This window comes from Sutcliffiella sp. NC1, from assembly GCF_027594365.1.
In the GTDB taxonomy this organism is placed as follows: domain Bacteria; phylum Bacillota; class Bacilli; order Bacillales; family Bacillaceae_I; genus Sutcliffiella; species Sutcliffiella cohnii.
The window spans coordinates 1,513,218-1,529,618 of record NZ_CP115153.1 but is presented as its reverse complement, the minus strand read 5'-3'; the positions used below and the strand labels follow the sequence as shown (position 1 = coordinate 1,529,618).

The following is a 16,401-nucleotide window of genomic DNA, read 5'->3' as shown; positions in this document are numbered from 1 at the left end:
TGGGCTCTGACCTCCTTTTCTTAATGACTCTTTGATGTATACTTCCGGATTGCTGGTAAAATTTCTGTACCGATGAGATCAAGATTTTTTTGTAATCGTTCGAACGGCACTCCACCAAAATCAATTTGTGCGATATATCGCTGGTGTCCATATACTTCATGTTGATAAAGAATTTTTTCAATAATTTGCTGCGGGCTACCGATATTCATCACATTTTGTGGGTCAATTCCCTGGGCATATGCCTCAGCTGGAAATCCGCGTCCGTTCGTACGCTTCATCCCTTCATTTATATGAGGATACGTATCTTTAATCGCTTGTTGAGATGTTTCCGCTGCATAGAAAAATCCAGCTGTTGCTACTGGCAGCTCTTCCGGATTATGTCCACCTTGTTTAGCAGCTTCTCGATAGGCATCGATGGAACGTTTAAAGCTCATTACATGGCCGCCTAAATGTGCTAAAAACATCGGCACCCCTGCATAACCAGCTTTAATCGCACTACCTGGTGAACCACCAACTGCACGCCAAATCGGCATCGAACCATTTACAGGTCGTGGAATAATTTTTGCATTTTTTAACGGCGCCCGGAATTCCCCATTCCAGTTTACCACTTCATTTTCATTAATCTGTCTTAATAGGTCAAACTTTTCTTCAAATAATTCCTCATACTGATTCACATCGTAACCTAACAGTTCAAAGAGTCCGATGCGTGAGGCACGCCCCGCAACGATTTCCGCTCGACCTTTTGAAATTAAATCAATCGTAGCAAAATCTTCATAAATACGTACAGGATCCGATGTACTAACTATCGTCGAAGAACTTGCAATTTTAATTTTACTCGTGCTTTGTGCAATTGCAGATAAAACAATCGTGTGTGCTTGCGTTGCAAAATACTCTTGATGACTTTCTCCTACGCTAAAAAAATCTAGCCCCGCCTCTTCCGCAAGCTTGGCATAGTTAATGATTTCTTGAATACGTTCCCCTGCGGAGATTCTCTCTCCTGTAATAGGATTTGGTAAATGGTCACCTAATGTATATATTCCAAACTCTAGTCCTTTGTTTTGGTTAATCCGATACTTTTCCATAAGCGCTACCCCTTTCTCATTCACGAATTTTTCCTACTTGAAGAATACAACAAAAGAGTCACCACTACTATAAATTAGTCTTCTGCAGTGCTTAACTTGGAATCCATATTTTCGTATAGTCGATTTGACCAAAGGAATGAGATTGCACATTTTCAATTGTTCGGTCTAAAAATCTCGTAACGATAGGATGATGTAAAAAGAAAAAGGCATATTCTTTTTGCAAGTATTTTTCTATTTCATCCATTAACTCTATCCTCTTTTCTTTCTCTTCTTCTAACTCGAATTGCCTTAATTTTTCTTCTACATACAGTTCTACCTCTTGATTAAACAACCGATTAAATAATAACACTTGATTTTTTAACGCATAGGAAAAAGCCAAATGCTTATCAAACGAAAGTGACAAGCCCATCATTAATAGGTCGATATTTTCTTCTATTCCTGCTTGCGAAAATTGTGTGTATGAAATAGTACATATTATTAACTGCACACCGTATTTTTCCGCTTCTTTTTTTAACCATGTTGCCTCTTTGACTGCGTGGTTATGACGGAAACAATATAAATTCAAACTCTCGCCTTGATAACCTGACTGCTCTAGTAGCGCAGGGATTTTGTTAGGAAACTTTTCTTGTCGCCTCGAACGTTCTATATCTATACTACTCGCTTCATGTATCTCAATTCCGAAGTCATCCGCCATCTTTTGTACATCAAACAGGTGAAAAATAGCTTCTCTAAAAGCGTGCTGCCTAATAATATTTTGTCGTTTTAAATTAAACGACAAAAGCTGAACACCGGCATTCGTTATCGTATGTTTAGCCGGTATAACGTTCGTAGGGTCTTCTTCACCTGAAAGGTAAATTGTTTTTGCTGCTTCTGATGAAACGCGGTAAAAATGAATTTCATCTATTAACGGACGTTCTTTGAAATAATAATCGTTCGCTTCTAATATTAGCTTATTTTCTGATCTCTCTTTCATTTTAAAAGGACCAGTCCCTATCCATACGTATTCATCAAACTCTACATTGGCTGGCAATATACAAAAATTAATCGCAGAAAGATAACGTAGGAAAAACGGATTCGGTTCATCTAAGTGGATTTCTATCTTTTGAGGATGTGGACAGGTTACCTTTACGATATTTCTAGCTAGCCATGAATATGATGGCGAACTGTTTTTCATTCGGTCAATAGTGTGAGCTACATCGCTACTTGTCACATAGTCTTGATTATGAAAGAAGACCCCTTTTCGTAAATAGAAAGTCCAAATTTTTTTGAATGAATCAACATGAAAATGATGCGCAATATGAGGAATGAAGCAATCTTTCTCTTTATCGTAACGAACTAGTGTATCCCCTAAATACTCAATTAAATGTGTTTCTAGCGATAAGGATATTTTCAATGGGTCCAGTGATTCAATATCTCTCGCCTTAAATGTATGTAGTATGTCTCTTGATTCACCGTAGTCGCGCCTCAATCCAAGTAATTCTCTAATATCTTTTGAATAAGAATCAACCCATGATTTCGGAATTGGAAGGCGGAGTATTTCGGCAATTTTATCGAGTGTCCCATTATTCACACAATCCTCGATATAAGTTTGTACTTCGTTTTGAAAGGAAGTGTAATAAACAATTTTCGAAACATTTCCTCTCCCCCTACCTGGATGATAGGCTATTAAATTAGCATTTTCTAGCCTGTGAAGAATTCGTTTCGTATTTTTACGAGAGCAGTACCAGATCCGATCTATGTCTTCTAGTTTAAGATCGTATTCCTTTTCTTTAAAAAAATGATTTAAGTGAGCCCGTAACGTAAAATAACGCTCTTTCATGCTAACTCCTCCTAAAAGGGGACATTTTTACTTTAATACTACCCTTTTTCCCTCTTTTTAGAAAGTTCATAATTAAATTAACAGATGGAAACAAATGAAAGGATGAGTACAAATGTTTAAACAATCAATTTGGCGAGAAAAGAATGCCTTACTTTATTTTTCTGGAACTATTCTATCTAAGTTAGGAGACAAATTTTATATTATTGCGATACCGTGGCTAATTTATGAATTAACGGAATCAGCGGCTAGTATGGGGATGATGTTCCTCTTTCAAACACTTCCCTTTATTTTCATCTCACCGATAGCGGGTGTACTTGCTGACCGATTGCCTCGAAGAACACTACTTTTTGTAAGCGCGCTTCTTCAAGGTACGTTAGTTGCGATTATTCCAACGTTGCATATGCTACAAGTGCTTCAAATATGGCATGTGTATATACTTGGCTTTTTTATCGCCTGTTTAGGTGCTGTATTTTCGGTTGTCAATTCAACGGTTGTTCCACAGCTATTTCGAAAAGAGAAATTAATAAAAGTAAATACAGCATTTCAATTCATCGATACTTCCTCTGTGCTTTTTGGTAGTATGCTAGCTGGTATACTTATTTCAAAAATAGGGGTTTACAACGTTCTTTTATTAGATGCTATTTCGTATATTCCAATTGCTATATCTATACTCTTTTTAACATTTTTAACGAAGGAATCGCCATCTATCATTAAATCTAACTCGTGGGACCAACTACGAGAAGGAGCTAACTTCTTATGGAAACATACGATACTAGGTCCGTTTACATTACTCGTATTAATAGTCAACATTGCGAACGGTGCGTTAATTAGTATGCTCGTCTACTTCTCACGTGAAAAGTTGTTGTTAACTTCAGAGGAAGTTGGCTGGGTGTATGCTGGGGCCGCTGTTACTCAAATTGTTGCGATTTTCTTAGTGAACTTTTTAGGTAATAAGACGAGTCACATCCGGTTAATGATTATCAACTTATTAATCAGTGCTGTTGGCATTATTACTGTCGCCTTCAGTTGGAGTTGGTACAGTTTATTAGTAGCAGTCGCAATTCAAAGCGCACCGGTTATTATGTTTAATGTTCTATTTAAAACGATGCGTCAACGACTTGTACCTTCTTATATATTTGGGAGAGTGAATGGGTTAATTATGATGCTAGGTCTAGGAACATTACCTTTAGCAGGTTTTTTAACGGGAATCATTGCAGAATGGATAGACATTCGTATTATTTTCTTTACGTTAGGGCTTCTTTCCCTTTTAGTAACTTTGAAATTTATTGGCCTTCGAAATCTTAAGGAAGTGGAAGAAGAGGAAAAAGTGACGGTTGTTTCTTAATATATTTAGGTCGAGGATCGTTTTCTTCGACCTATACTTTTTTTAGCAATGCGTTCGTATTTAATTATTAACTTTTTATTCCTCGCATTTTATCATAAAGGAATTGTCCAATATACAAAATAAATGCTTCAATAACAAACAAACTTAAAAATTGGAAACTGTTCATGTTCACTAAAGTCCAATATCGAATTTTTTTTAACCATTTCATTACCTTATAAACGATGAACAAATGAGTACTCAAGTTTAGAAAAGAAAAACGCAAAATGTTTCCATACCCTAATTTTAGCATCCATAAAGATCCAACGATATATGGACCGATAATTAGAGGAATTTCTCCCACTACTTTTTTGTGGGGGCGTTTATGTATTTTCCACCAGCAGTATTTATGAGCTAAAAGCGTTTCTCCAATTATTAAGATGCCCATAAAAAGGGACATTGGAAAAAAGCGTTTAAAACTTTGTTTTCCCATAAGAGGAACAGAAAACCAAGGAATAATAGCAACCCCAAGTAGAAGCATTCGTGTTTTCATCGCACCCACCTCCCTGTAAGTATTATTAACTTTCTCATATAAAAAAGAAGTTATACTTTCAAGGTAGCAGTGTGTAACCTTTTTATTTTTAGAAGTTTTCTACAGATTAGTTCTAACTACAACTGTCCATCGATACTTTTATAGAAAGAAAATAATTACTACATTTCTTAGAAAAAGGGTGAGTAATATGTACGTTGTTCATTATTTACAGGGTAGAGAAGTAATTTTAACTCAGTTACGTCAAACCGTTCCTTCCTTTGATGAAGGTCTAAAAATTAAAGGACGTAAAGGAAAGGTAACGAATGTTAATGTTGTTGATGACAAACATGTACATGTTCAAGTTGTGATGGATCCAATTATAAAAAATAAGGTAGCACTTGATAACTCAAAAAAGAAAAAAAGGTAGTTCTCATTAGTCTCGCAGTTCTATTACAACTGCGAGACGATAGTTTATTCCCTATACGATATCACTTCGCCTGTTATTGCATGAATACCGCTAATGGCCGTTTTGGTTTTCTTGTTACATGCCTCGTAAGTTAGGATATAATCTACATCCTTACTATCGTAATCGATAGTCCATGCTAAATTAACATCTAAATGACTTAGAAAAAGATTCTCCGCTTCCTCTTTTGATAAAACAGGTTCTAATGGCAGCTCACTTAGTTGTTCCACTTCCAAACTAGGCCCACTGTACTGATCAATCAACCCTGTTTGGCAATTTACGACTACCATTAACATTTCCAAATGCATTGGAATACCATTTTTATTTTTTATATGGAATATAAATGATTCATGTTTTCTTACCTCTTCGTCTTCTGATATGTCTGGAGCTAATAATAGTAAATGCTCTCTATAATTTGGTATCGTCTTTTGTATAAACTCAATAGCTTTTTGCAAGCATTGTTCTCTGTTAAGCGACAGGTTCCCGCTTCGTTCTTTAAACCATATAAAGCTATTAAGTTTACCACAATTCTTCGAAATAATTGCTTTTACAGTTCCTTCCGTTTGCCTTGAAATAAATCCTTCCACAGTCCTATCTCTATCTTTTTCCTCCCAATTCCGATCCTGCCACACTACACCTTTTTCTTCCCCCATATCTACTTCTCTAATTACTTCCATTTCATCTGTAATACCAATAAGCTCAACTATCGACCATTTTTTATTTTCATTCAAGTTAGCTTGTTGAGGTAAAGTAACATATTGTGGAGGAATTTCTTCCTCATGATTGATCGTTAAAGTTGGAGGGAAAACATCTGCTCGATAGTTTAAAACCGACGGATTCGGTTCATATATTAGTTGAAGTCCCTGTTCTTTTACGTTGTATGTATGAGCATAGATGGTACTTAACACTAAGTTAAAATCTAATGTTCGTTTTATTTCAGTAAGGACTTGCTCTTTAGAAATAATGTTGGTAGGAGTTGCAGGTTCCTTCTTTACACCGTAATAATGAAATTCTAATATGTCACCTGTCAAACTAACTTCTATAAAGCAGCCTGAGTTAGGTAGGGGTAGATTCATCACAAACTGTACATATTCAAACCGATATTTATTTTCTAATTTCTCGTTAACATTAAGGGTTAAAGCTCTTAACGCATCCGGATAATGAGATAATAAAAATTGCTCTGCTATAATTTTAATGTCTACATCACTTAGCGGTTTAGTATCTGTTTTTTCTTCTTTTCTCTCTTGTGATAATTTTGTTAAACGCCCTTTGGGGTCTAGTTGCATGGATATACCTTCGTTTTGTTCTTCATCGGCCCATGAAAGCAACGTATATCCAGCACTTTCATTAGGTTGACAATAATCTTCAATAATTAAGCTCCAATGGGATGGAATTTGAATAAGAGATTTTGCCCTCTTTAATATATCTTCACTCATTTGATTTTTCACACCGCCATTCTATCATTCTATTAATAATACGTATCCTAACTGAAAAAGGTTTCTGTTTATTTCGGAAGATAAATTTTTATTGCACATACGATGTAAAGGAGGTATGATATTACGATGTGATTTTATTTCTACTTGGTGAAATGGAGGTTGGTTTATGTCATCAGATCAACGTAAAAAAATTATCGTATTGATGATAAATATGTTTATTGCTATCGGTAGCTTCGGGATTATTATTCCAATATTACCTGCCTATTTACAATCTATCGGACAAGGCGGAACAGCTGCTGGTTTAATGATGGGAATTTTCGCAGCCTTCCAATTTATTTTCTCTCCTCTAGCAGGGAAATGGTCCGACATGTATGGTCGTAAAAAAATGATTACGTACGGTTTAATTGGGCTAACGATTGCTAGTTTTATATTTTACGTATCAGATTCAGTTCTTACTTTATATATATCACGCGCTGTAGGTGGAATCGGTGCAGCGTTGCTCGTACCTGCGATTTTCGCTTATGTTGCTGACATCACCACATTTGAACAACGTGCGAAAGGAAACAGTTACGTTTCAGCGGCGATGTCACTTGGGATTGTCGTAGGACCTGGAATCGGGGGATTTTTAGCAGAATTCGGTATTAAGTTCCCACTCCTTGTTTCTGCATTAGTATCGTTAGTTGCTGTTATTTTCTCGATTACGATTTTAAAAGAAAGTAAAGTTGTTACAGAAAATAGCGGTCCAATGGTAAACGATAATGAGTCGATGATGAAAAAAATAGCTCGAACATCTAAAATGCCATATTTTATTCCTTTAATTATTACGTTTGTGATGAGTTTCGGCTTAATTGCATTCGAATCAGTTATTGGTCTTTATTTAGATCATGAGTTCCAATCGACAGCTAAAGATATTGCCGTAATGGTAACAGCTACCGGTATTGTTAGTGTTATTGCGCAACTTTTCCTAGTAGAACGAATTGTAAACCGTTTTGGAGAAGCGTCTGTTTTAGTTACATTCGTTGGCGTTTGTGCTACCGGTTTCTTGCTTTCGTTATTCGCAAGCAGCTATTCCTTTTTCTTTATCGTTTCTCTCGTTATATTCTTGTCCACTTCGATTTTAAGGCCTGTATTAAATACGTTAATATCGAAGCTTGCTGGGAATGAACAAGGATTTGCAATGGGAATGAACAATGCTTACATGAGTATCGGAAATATTATGGGGCCAACTCTAGCTGGAGTACTTTATGATGTAAATATAATGTACCCATTTATTTTAGGACTAATTTTCTTAATTATTACGTTAGCCATTACTGTTCAATGGCGAAAAAAATCAGCTGTGAAGGTAACAGCTGCATAAACTAGGAAAGGATAGGCTTTGGGTGCCTATCCTTTTTATTATTATAATAACTAAATACCCATTAATTATCATCCCGCAAGTAGTATGTTTATAAAAAACGATAATAGGATACTAATTAGGAACGAAACGATCCAGTCTTTCTTTCTTCATTTTAAACAAAACATTTAATGTTGCACTAATATTCATGCAAACGAAAAATACAAATAAAAAGTTAACTAGACTCCCCACGCTACTCCCCTTTATAAAACAATAACTCATCTAACCACATTATGGTAATTTTAACATAAACAGACCACTAGATGTTGTTTAGCATTACTTTTTGTTCATAAGGATAAAATTAAGGCAAGACCTTAGAAAATTAAGGTCTTGCCTCGTGTTATCTGTATTTTAGGTTCCTGCTCATGCCACTTTTTTACAAACAATAACTTCCCGACGAAACGTTCCTTTTCTTACATCCCCACGATCGACAATGGTAAATCCAGCTTCAGCTAAAATAGGGTCGATTGGTTCTACTGTTAGGATAACGAGCTTGTCTGCAAAGTTGTAAGTGCTTTGCAGCATTTCTAACTGTTCCTGTGGTGTAATGACTGAGCATAGATTATATGGTAAGTCGATTATCGCTACATCATATTTTTCATTCACATCACGGATGTCACGGTGACTAACCTCTCCTTCATATCCAAAGTGGGATAAGTTTTCTCGTACCCCTGGTAAAATAAGATAGTTTATATCACTTCCAACAATGTCGATGTTCATCGATAATGCTTCGACTAGTACTGTACCAATTCCACAGCACGGATCGATTACTTTTATTCCATTAGTATCAGCCATAGGAACGGCAATATTTACGACTGAACGTGCTACACGAGTATTAAGAGCAACCGAGTAGCTATTTGGTTTTCTTTGATGCTGTAGCCAAACTGCTTCGCTTTTTGAATATAGTCCAAATATCCACTCTTCTTTCAGTTTTATTAAACCATACAATAGATCTGGGTCTACTAATTCCGGTTCACCAGGAATTTGCACTCCTACTTCCCGCTCTATTTGACGACGTTTGTTAAAACCAAATTTTTCAGCTTCTATTTGATCAACATTATGCACATACACTAGTTTAAATGAAGCTTTCGCTTCAGGAAGTTTTTTTATTTTCTCGATTAAATCGTCAATTGTTTTCCCTCGTAAAATCACGCCAATTTTATCTCTAATAAAAGGGCTTCTACTCGGTTCAAAATCTATGAAACTTTCAAAACATCTTTCTTCTGAATGAATATGAAAGATGGAGCGTTTCTCTAAATCACATAACGCAGCTTCATCTGGTTCGCACGTATAGTTGTAAATGAAGCTTTTCGGAATCATGATAGTAGTTGTTTTCACTTTAGTACCTTCTTTCAATAGAAAAACTTAGTACTTGTCATGTTGTAAAGACAAATGCCTAAGTTTTATAGGAAACTTATATATTTCGTTTTCCTTTTCTATTCATACTACCATAAAAAACTCAATTCCAATAATTTATTAAATGGAAATTGCACGGGCCTTTCTAATCACTATAAATAAGATGCTCTTCTTAACGAACATTGACTTGCCTCTTGTTGAAGTTCAGGGGCATAATAACTTAATTTCTTTATAAAATAACATGTTTCAGGAAAATGGTGTTCTAAAAAACGTAAAGTAGTTTTATTTAAAAGCTTGTTCTCCCTATATTTATGAACCATCGTAAAAACAAACTGACTCATTTCAAGAGTTACTCTTCCGACTGTTGAAGCAAACTCTTTCTGTCTTGCAAAGCCAGGTTGTTTAAATTTTAAATAACCTTTTATGTGGTGATTTTGGACAATAAACGCTTGATAATTACTTATATAAACATCTGCTTGCCTTGATGCACCAATCTCAATTGGGTCGAGCATATTTTGGAATAGTACGGCATGACCTAATTGATCCTCCAGCCATAGATCCATTAAATCTACTAGAGGAAGAGGTGAAGGTACCTTTCCTTTCACGAGGTAAGAGAGTATTCTCAAATATTCCCGGTTTTCAGCTAGTGTACCGTTCAAATAAGTTGGAGATAGGTTTAAGTTTACTTTATTATCAATTCGTAATGATTGCAGTGCTCCTTCGAACTCATAATAACCTTGTGCAACCGTCAACGCACTCTTCGAAAACTCCACTTGAGCTGCATCTTGTGACTGGATTGTTGGACGTAGGCGATTCAATTGATTTAACAAATCTTGAAAAAGCTGGATGTAACGATGCGCTGTTTCTATATATTCCTTTTCCGTCACCGCTAAATGATCTCTTACAAAGTATGCATGATCTTGTAAAACTTCTAGCCAAAACAAGTGCTCTTCCCATATTGAAATCATTATTATTCCCCCTTTTTAGCTCCTACTCTTATGTTTATTGCAGTAGGTAATAGTAATGAACTATTACTGCTTAAAAAGGGAAAATATCGACCTTTTTTTAAAACAAGACTAACATCTAAACTCCATTCATAGGTAGTTACATAAATTTTCAATAATAAGGGAAATTATGCTTATACGAACTTTTAGAGGGTGAATGGTAATGTATCGTTATAATAAAGTCATCATCATTTTAATGACTCTTTTACCGTGGTTAAGCATACCACTTTTAGGCATGAAAACTTTCAAACGATTTCTTCCAGGAACGATATTTATGAGCCTTTATTTAATTACAGAAGGAAGACTCGCAGAGAAAAGAAGATGGTGGTGGTTCCATTACAACGTAAAGCCTAATCAATTAGCGGAATGGCCATTAATTTTTGGACCTTTCTTCGTCGGTGCTATATGGATTTTAAAATACACGTATGGAAAATTTAATACATATTTAATCGTCAATTTAATTATCGATTCCGTTTTTACGTTTTTCATGTTGGACTGGTTTAAAAAAATCGGATATGTTTCGCTAGTAAGATTAAACAAATTTCAATTATCAATAGTATTCATGATTAAAATGTTCGTATTGTATGGGTTTCAAATGGTTTATGAAAGACTATTTAAAAGGGCTTCACTTAATGGAGGTCAAGTTAATGGGAGTCAGAGCTAGCTCTGACCCCCTTTCTTTGTTACTTAAGTGCCTTGCTAACTTTCAGCTTTTTGCCTTTCACTTTTAAATCCTGCATCGCTTGCATAACGAGGGAGCCTTTACCGTTTAAAATGTCTACATAGGTTAAATTGTCTTGAATCGTAATGATGCCTATGTCTTCAGCTGTGACTCCTGGAATTTTTGCAATCGTACCAACAAAATCGACCGCTCGTAGCTTTTTCTTTTTTCCACCAGAAAAATGTAGCTTCGTTATATCTTTATTAATACGGGCCGTTTTATTGTTTTTTACTACCCGGCGACCACTTTTCTTTTCTTCAAAAGCAGCTTGTCCTTGTTGAACGTGCCTTGTATCTGGTGCATCTATCGTTTCTATTTCAAAACCGATATACTTTTCAATTGCTTTTACGTATTTTTCTTCATAAGGTAAAAATAACGTAATCGCTTTTCCTTTATTTCCTGCGCGACCCGTCCGCCCAGTGCGATGAACATAGCTTTCTTTTTCCATTGGGACGTCAAAGTTAATGACAAGAGTGACATTATCAATATCAATTCCACGAGCTGCTACATCGGTTGCTACTAAGTATCGAAACTCTCCTGTTTTAAATCCATTCATAACGGCGAAGCGATCTTCTTGTTCTAGTCCACCATGAAGCTTTTCACATGGATAATTATTTTTTTGAAGCTCCGTAAAAACAGTATCTACTGCTTCCTTCGTATTACAAAAAATGATACAGCTATCTGGGTTCTCTACAACCGTTACATCCATTAAAAGGGCTAGCTTGTTTGCTTCTTTTACATTGATTAGCTTGTGCTCAATAGTAGTAGTAGTCACTTCACTAGAAGCAATTTCTATGTTTATCGGATTGTTCATATATTGGTGGCAAAGAGTTTCCACACTTTTTGGTAACGTTGCCGAAAATACCATTGTAATTCTAGTAGTTGGAATCTTTTCAATAATTGCTTCTACTTCTTCAATAAACCCCATATTTAACATTTCATCCGCTTCATCGATAACGAGGTACTTTATTTCGTCTAACTGCAGCGTTCCTCTTTCGATATGATCCATTACACGTCCAGGCGTTCCGACTACAACGTGTGTTTTTTGTTTAAGCTCTTCTTTCTGTTTCGCAAACGGTTCTTTTCCGTATACAGCCAGCGCTTTTATTCGTTTAAATCTACCGATATTCGTTACATCTTCCCGAACTTGAACAGCTAATTCACGTGTTGGTGTTAATATTAATGCTTGTGGCTTTTTTTCTTCCCAGGCAATTTGGTCGCAAATCGGAATCGCAAAAGCAGCTGTCTTACCACTACCTGTTTGTGACTTCACGACAAGGTCATTACCTTCTAATACGCTAGGAATTACCTTCGTCTGAACTTCTGTTGGTGTCTCATACTTTAACACCGTTAGTGCTCTATTAATTTCTTCACTTAAACCGAACGGGACAAAGCCTCTATCTTTCATTTACTAACCTCATTTATGTGTATTTATCTGACTTCTATTTATAAATTTTTCATTACAGAAAAATCGCACTCAAAATCTGACTATACCTATTATAACCGAAAAAATGAACAGATAGGAGTTTACGGAATAGTGAATACTGGAAGTTATCGTTTTATAAAACAATAGGCACCTCTTCTTCTGAAATCTGAACCTTACCTGTTGTATCCTTGGGCCAAAGCAAGCTCTGACCCAAGTTTAATTATTTCCATTTCCGCCTTTTTTCCATAAGTGACTGAAATTGTTTTTCTAGTTCCTCATTTGGCTCCATACTTAACTTGCTCAACACTTCAGATATTTTCATTTCTAGTATTAACCGATCTTCTTCATTTCTACTAACACTTTCGTTGTTCGTATACCTTCTCTTGATATATTGTTGATACGTTCCATCAAATACTTCTAGTTCTTTGTTTTGAATGGAAACTATACGTGTAGCAATGTTTTCAATAAATCGACGATCATGAGAAACAAAAATGACGGTACCTTCATATTCGTTTAACAAAGATTCCAGTGCGCTTGTGGCCTCTATATCAAGGAAATTGGTTGGTTCGTCTAATAGTAACGTATTAATATCACTTACAAATAATTTTGCAAGCGCCACTTTTACTCGTTCCCCACCACTTAACACATCAACTTTTTTATATACGTCATCTCGATAAAAGTGCAGTCTTGCCAGTACGGTACGTATAAATGTTTCGTCCTGTTTCGAAGTAGATAGGACATTTTGTAATATCGTCTTTTCGGTATCGACGATATTTAAGTTTTGACTAAAATACCCTATTTTCATTGCCGGAGATTTCGTAATTCCTTCTTCTTCAACCAATATTTTTTTCACAAGTGTCGTTTTCCCGCTTCCATTTGGGCCAATAATTGCAAGCTTTTCCCCACCACGAATGTGGAAGCTAGTTTTATGCCAGAGAAGGCGATTACCAATCCTACCTTCTACCTCTTCGAGCCGTAATATAATGCGACCTTTCATTGTATCCTCGTTTGGTATATTCATTTTCAACGGTGGCAATTCTTTTACCTTTTCCACTTTTTCTAATTTTTCTAATCTCGTTTCCAATGCTTTTGCTGTTTTTTGTAACTTCTTTTGCTTTTTGGCAAAGTACGGCTTTGCACCAGTAATACTTGCTTCTGATTTACTTACTTTCTTCGGAGTTTTTGTAGCTTTCTCCGCCTTTTTCTCTTTTAATTTCAACGCATCTTCTAACTGCTTTTTCTTTGACTCATATTGCTCGAACGCTTGTATTCTTTGACGCTTTTCTAATTCTTTCTGTTGCTCATAATCGCTGTAGTTACCCTTATATACTTTTACACTTCCTGCTTCGATTTCCCAAATTGTCGTACATAGCGCATCTAGAAAAGCACGGTCATGAGATACGGTAATGAAAGCACCCTTCCATTGCATTAATTTCTTTTCTAACCATTCTATATGTTCCGTATCCAAATTAGTTGTCGGTTCGTCCGCAAATAATAGTTCTGGTGATTTAATTAGTGCTTGATTAATATATTCTTGCGTAACTTCACCACCGCTCTTTGTCGTGTCCGCTCTTTTCAGCTGTGGCAACAACTCAACGGAAGTGTGTGGAATAATGTACCCATCATCAGGTTTAGTCGCTCCAGCTAGTATGTCTAACAATGTTGTTTTTCCACAACCGTTACGACCAACTAAACCAATTCGATCATTTTTATAAATTTGCAAATGCTCAATATCTAATAACAATCGATTTTTTACATAGTGTTTAATGTTTAATGCTTCCAATAAAAACATACAATCATCCCCATTTTCCATTCGAATTGTGGGGACAAAAAATGCCCCCTATTCATATTCAGAATAGGAGGCATACGTATAGATGGGTAGCATAAAGAGACTACTCCCCTTACACTCGTCAACTATCGAAATCCTATCCTATCCTGAAAATCCCGTTTGAAGGCATGACAAAGAAAACAAAATGTTCCTTTGCAATTAATTCCTTCAATTGGTTACTTTCATAAAATAGGATTAGAACTTCATTTAGTTGGGTCACCCTTTCGTTCATTTCGTTACTACCAATTTATAGTATATAAATAAAATTGTCAAAGTAATTTTTCTCATACAGATTTCTCTTTATTCAACTTTCACTTTAATACGGTCAATCCCATTATATCCATATCCTTTTCTATTCCAGTATGGTTCTTTTCGTTGAACTCTACCGTGCGAGTCAGTTGCTTTTGACAATATCGTGTATTCTCCTTTTTCAGCTACTTCCCAGTCGTACGACCAGTCTATCCAGCTATATTGATCTTTATTCCTCAGCTTTACCTCCGTCCACGTTTGCCCACTATCCGTACTAATTTCCACCTTCACAATTAGCCCTTTTCCCGTCCATGCTATTCCATTTATTTCATGTACACCGGTCGTAAGTATCTCTCTATCTAACGGCTTTTTGATGCTAGAGTTCACCCTCATCGTTGTGACCGGTGTTGCCCCTTCATCACTATCTTTTTTCGGATAGTAAACATAGTCGACCGTTTGAAAAGGGCCGGAAAATGCTCGATTTACGATCGTTATTTGTTTTACCCATTTTACTGATGCCATCCCATACCATTGTGGCACTATTAATCGTAACGGAAATCCGTGCTTAAATGGTATTGGCCCACCATTATATTCATACGCAACAAGTGTGTCTTCATGAAGGGCTTTCTCTATAGGTAAGCTTCTAGCATAACTGTACACTTTATCCGTGTCTGTTCTTTTTCCAACATCATATCCTTCTACGACTACTTCTAACGCTCCTTCTTTTATATGAGCTAACTGTAGAAGCGTTTTTAGAGGTACTCCTTTCCATACCCCTTGACTAATCGCTCCCTTTTCCCATTGTTCTCCAAACACTTTTGGTTCAAAGAAACTTCGCTTATTACCAGCACATTCGAGTACTACCGTTAACGCTTTTGATGGTAAGCTCATAATGTTTTGTAATGAAAACAATTGGGGGTTTCTTACGTGCCCATTGACAGGTAACCAGTAGCTTGAGTACGTTAAGTTTGGGTACGAAAAATGATTTCTTCTAAAGAAAAGTCGTTCACTTATGATATTGTTTTTTATGAATTGAATAGGTGTTTCTTGATTTTCAGGTTGTAAACTTCGAGTTGTTAAATACGGTTTTGATAAATTCAAAAGTACTCCTCCCCGAAAAAGGTATGAGGAGAATATTCTGGTCTTTCACCTCGTACCACCTACTAATATCTTCATATCATCTAATATTTCCTCAGTATCTACTGAATTTTTCACACTTGCCATATCATAAAGTGCACGGACGTTGTTGTTTTTATCTAATAAATACATCGTAATAGAATGCAAAAAAAAGTCATTTTCCAACTTTGCATACTGCATATTGAAATCCTTCGCAATTGCTGATGTTTCCTCTGATGTTCCTCTCAGCCATTTCCAACCAATTGAATCTGCTTCAAATGCACTTGCATAATGTTGTAGCACTTCTGCTGTATCGTATTCAGGATCTAATGTGATAGCTACTAAATGTACTTTTTCTCCAAATAACCCTGATTCTTTTAATCTTTCCTGCAGTACTTTAAAGTCAACCATCGTTAAAGGACATACATCTGGACAGTTCGTATAAAAGAATGCTACTAATTTCACTTTATTATTATTAATATCATAGATTTCACTATGAACATCTTCTAATTGGAAGTTTTTCACTTTATCTAATACCGGCAAATCTTCCCCTTTTGGCCAAATAAAATAAATAGTCAAAAACCCTGCAAAGCTTACTAATAGGAAAACTCCCCAAAATGCCTTTTTCAAGATTTTTCACACCTTTTAACAATTT

General features: G+C 35.9%; 14 protein-coding genes. 4 read left to right on the top strand and 10 right to left on the bottom strand.

Going from position 1 to position 16,401, the window contains the following annotated elements:
* Positions 1 to 20: 20 nt before the first annotated feature.
* Together O1A01_RS07970 and O1A01_RS07965 are read right to left on the bottom strand one after the other, a co-directional pair.
* A complete protein-coding gene (locus tag O1A01_RS07970; RefSeq protein WP_066411993.1) occupies positions 21 to 1,082 on the bottom strand; it encodes an LLM class flavin-dependent oxidoreductase in 1,062 nt (353 codons plus the stop codon).
* Positions 1,083 to 1,173: 91 nt separating this feature from the next.
* Entirely contained in the window at positions 1,174 to 2,901 is a 1,728-nt protein-coding gene (locus tag O1A01_RS07965) for an ABC transporter substrate-binding protein (RefSeq protein ID WP_066411996.1), read from the bottom strand.
* A 112-nt stretch (positions 2,902 to 3,013) separates the two neighbouring features.
* Here O1A01_RS07965 and O1A01_RS07960 point away from each other — a divergent pair, with 112 nt between their 5' ends.
* Positions 3,014 to 4,246, top strand: a complete 1,233-nt coding sequence (locus tag O1A01_RS07960; protein ID WP_066411999.1) for an MFS transporter — start codon at positions 3,014 to 3,016, stop codon at positions 4,244 to 4,246.
* Positions 4,247 to 4,313: 67 nt separating this feature from the next.
* On the opposite strand, the gene O1A01_RS07955 is transcribed toward O1A01_RS07960, so the two are convergent.
* Complete coding sequence (locus O1A01_RS07955; protein WP_270065979.1) at positions 4,314 to 4,775, bottom strand: hypothetical protein; 462 nt, start codon at positions 4,773 to 4,775, stop codon at positions 4,314 to 4,316.
* Positions 4,776 to 4,962: 187 nt separating this feature from the next.
* Between O1A01_RS07955 and O1A01_RS07950 the strand changes: the two genes are divergently transcribed.
* The gene (locus O1A01_RS07950) at positions 4,963 to 5,181 is read left to right on the top strand and encodes a hypothetical protein (RefSeq protein ID WP_066412005.1); all 219 of its coding nucleotides are present in this window, start codon (positions 4,963 to 4,965) and stop codon (positions 5,179 to 5,181) included.
* A gap of 44 nt (positions 5,182 to 5,225) precedes the next feature.
* Here the strand turns inward: O1A01_RS07950 and O1A01_RS07945 are convergent, their stop codons facing one another.
* Positions 5,226 to 6,653 carry a YcdB/YcdC domain-containing protein gene (locus O1A01_RS07945; protein WP_066412008.1) on the bottom strand — a complete coding sequence of 476 codons (1,428 nt, stop codon included), beginning with the start codon at positions 6,651 to 6,653 and terminating at the stop codon, positions 5,226 to 5,228.
* 166 nt (positions 6,654 to 6,819) lie between these two features.
* On the opposite strand from O1A01_RS07945, the gene O1A01_RS07940 reads away from it, so the two are divergent.
* Positions 6,820 to 8,010, top strand: a complete 1,191-nt coding sequence (locus O1A01_RS07940; protein ID WP_066412011.1) for an MFS transporter — start codon at positions 6,820 to 6,822, stop codon at positions 8,008 to 8,010.
* 399 nt (positions 8,011 to 8,409) lie between these two features.
* On the opposite strand, the gene O1A01_RS07935 is transcribed toward O1A01_RS07940, so the two are convergent.
* Positions 8,410 to 9,384 (bottom strand): TRM11 family SAM-dependent methyltransferase, encoded by a 975-nt coding sequence (locus O1A01_RS07935; protein WP_235858049.1) that lies wholly within the window; start codon positions 9,382 to 9,384, stop codon positions 8,410 to 8,412.
* A gap of 170 nt (positions 9,385 to 9,554) precedes the next feature.
* The gene (locus O1A01_RS07930; protein ID WP_066412013.1) at positions 9,555 to 10,370 is read right to left on the bottom strand and encodes a DUF2935 domain-containing protein; all 816 of its coding nucleotides are present in this window, start codon (positions 10,368 to 10,370) and stop codon (positions 9,555 to 9,557) included.
* Positions 10,371 to 10,569: 199 nt separating this feature from the next.
* On the opposite strand from O1A01_RS07930, the gene O1A01_RS07925 reads away from it, so the two are divergent.
* The gene (locus O1A01_RS07925; protein ID WP_066412014.1) at positions 10,570 to 11,070 is read left to right on the top strand and encodes a hypothetical protein; all 501 of its coding nucleotides are present in this window, start codon (positions 10,570 to 10,572) and stop codon (positions 11,068 to 11,070) included.
* 19 nt (positions 11,071 to 11,089) lie between these two features.
* On the opposite strand, the gene O1A01_RS07920 is transcribed toward O1A01_RS07925, so the two are convergent.
* The 4 genes from O1A01_RS07920 to O1A01_RS07905 form a co-directional block, all read right to left on the bottom strand.
* Positions 11,090 to 12,535 (bottom strand): DEAD/DEAH box helicase, encoded by a 1,446-nt coding sequence (locus O1A01_RS07920; protein ID WP_066412015.1) that lies wholly within the window; start codon positions 12,533 to 12,535, stop codon positions 11,090 to 11,092.
* A gap of 238 nt (positions 12,536 to 12,773) precedes the next feature.
* Positions 12,774 to 14,345: a Vga family ABC-F type ribosomal protection protein gene (locus tag O1A01_RS07915; RefSeq protein WP_066412230.1), complete on the bottom strand. Its 1,572-nt coding sequence runs from the start codon at positions 14,343 to 14,345 to the stop codon at positions 12,774 to 12,776.
* A gap of 336 nt (positions 14,346 to 14,681) precedes the next feature.
* Entirely contained in the window at positions 14,682 to 15,731 is a 1,050-nt protein-coding gene (locus O1A01_RS07910; RefSeq protein ID WP_066412016.1) for a sulfite oxidase, read from the bottom strand.
* A 45-nt stretch (positions 15,732 to 15,776) separates the two neighbouring features.
* The gene (locus O1A01_RS07905) at positions 15,777 to 16,376 is read right to left on the bottom strand and encodes an SCO family protein (protein ID WP_084380169.1); all 600 of its coding nucleotides are present in this window, start codon (positions 16,374 to 16,376) and stop codon (positions 15,777 to 15,779) included.
* Positions 16,377 to 16,401 lie beyond the last annotated feature (25 nt).

Excerpts from the sequence above, each read along its gene's own strand:
- O1A01_RS07940 (WP_066412011.1), top strand. The coding sequence starts at position 6,820 with ATGTCATCAGATCAACGTAAAAAAATTATCGTATTGATGATAAATATG.
- O1A01_RS07950 (WP_066412005.1), top strand. The coding sequence starts at position 4,963 with ATGTACGTTGTTCATTATTTACAGGGTAGAGAAGTAATTTTAACTCAG.
- O1A01_RS07915 (WP_066412230.1), bottom strand. The coding sequence starts at position 14,345 with ATGTTTTTATTGGAAGCATTAAACATTAAACACTATGTAAAAAATCGA.
- O1A01_RS07925 (WP_066412014.1), top strand. The coding sequence starts at position 10,570 with ATGTATCGTTATAATAAAGTCATCATCATTTTAATGACTCTTTTACCG.
- O1A01_RS07930 (WP_066412013.1), bottom strand. The coding sequence starts at position 10,370 with ATGATTTCAATATGGGAAGAGCACTTGTTTTGGCTAGAAGTTTTACAA.
- O1A01_RS07955 (WP_270065979.1), bottom strand. The coding sequence starts at position 4,775 with ATGAAAACACGAATGCTTCTACTTGGGGTTGCTATTATTCCTTGGTTT.
- O1A01_RS07960 (WP_066411999.1), top strand. The coding sequence starts at position 3,014 with ATGTTTAAACAATCAATTTGGCGAGAAAAGAATGCCTTACTTTATTTT.
- O1A01_RS07965 (WP_066411996.1), bottom strand. The coding sequence starts at position 2,901 with ATGAAAGAGCGTTATTTTACGTTACGGGCTCACTTAAATCATTTTTTT.
- O1A01_RS07920 (WP_066412015.1), bottom strand. The coding sequence starts at position 12,535 with ATGAAAGATAGAGGCTTTGTCCCGTTCGGTTTAAGTGAAGAAATTAAT.
- O1A01_RS07945 (WP_066412008.1), bottom strand. The coding sequence starts at position 6,653 with ATGAGTGAAGATATATTAAAGAGGGCAAAATCTCTTATTCAAATTCCA.
- O1A01_RS07970 (WP_066411993.1), bottom strand. The coding sequence starts at position 1,082 with ATGGAAAAGTATCGGATTAACCAAAACAAAGGACTAGAGTTTGGAATA.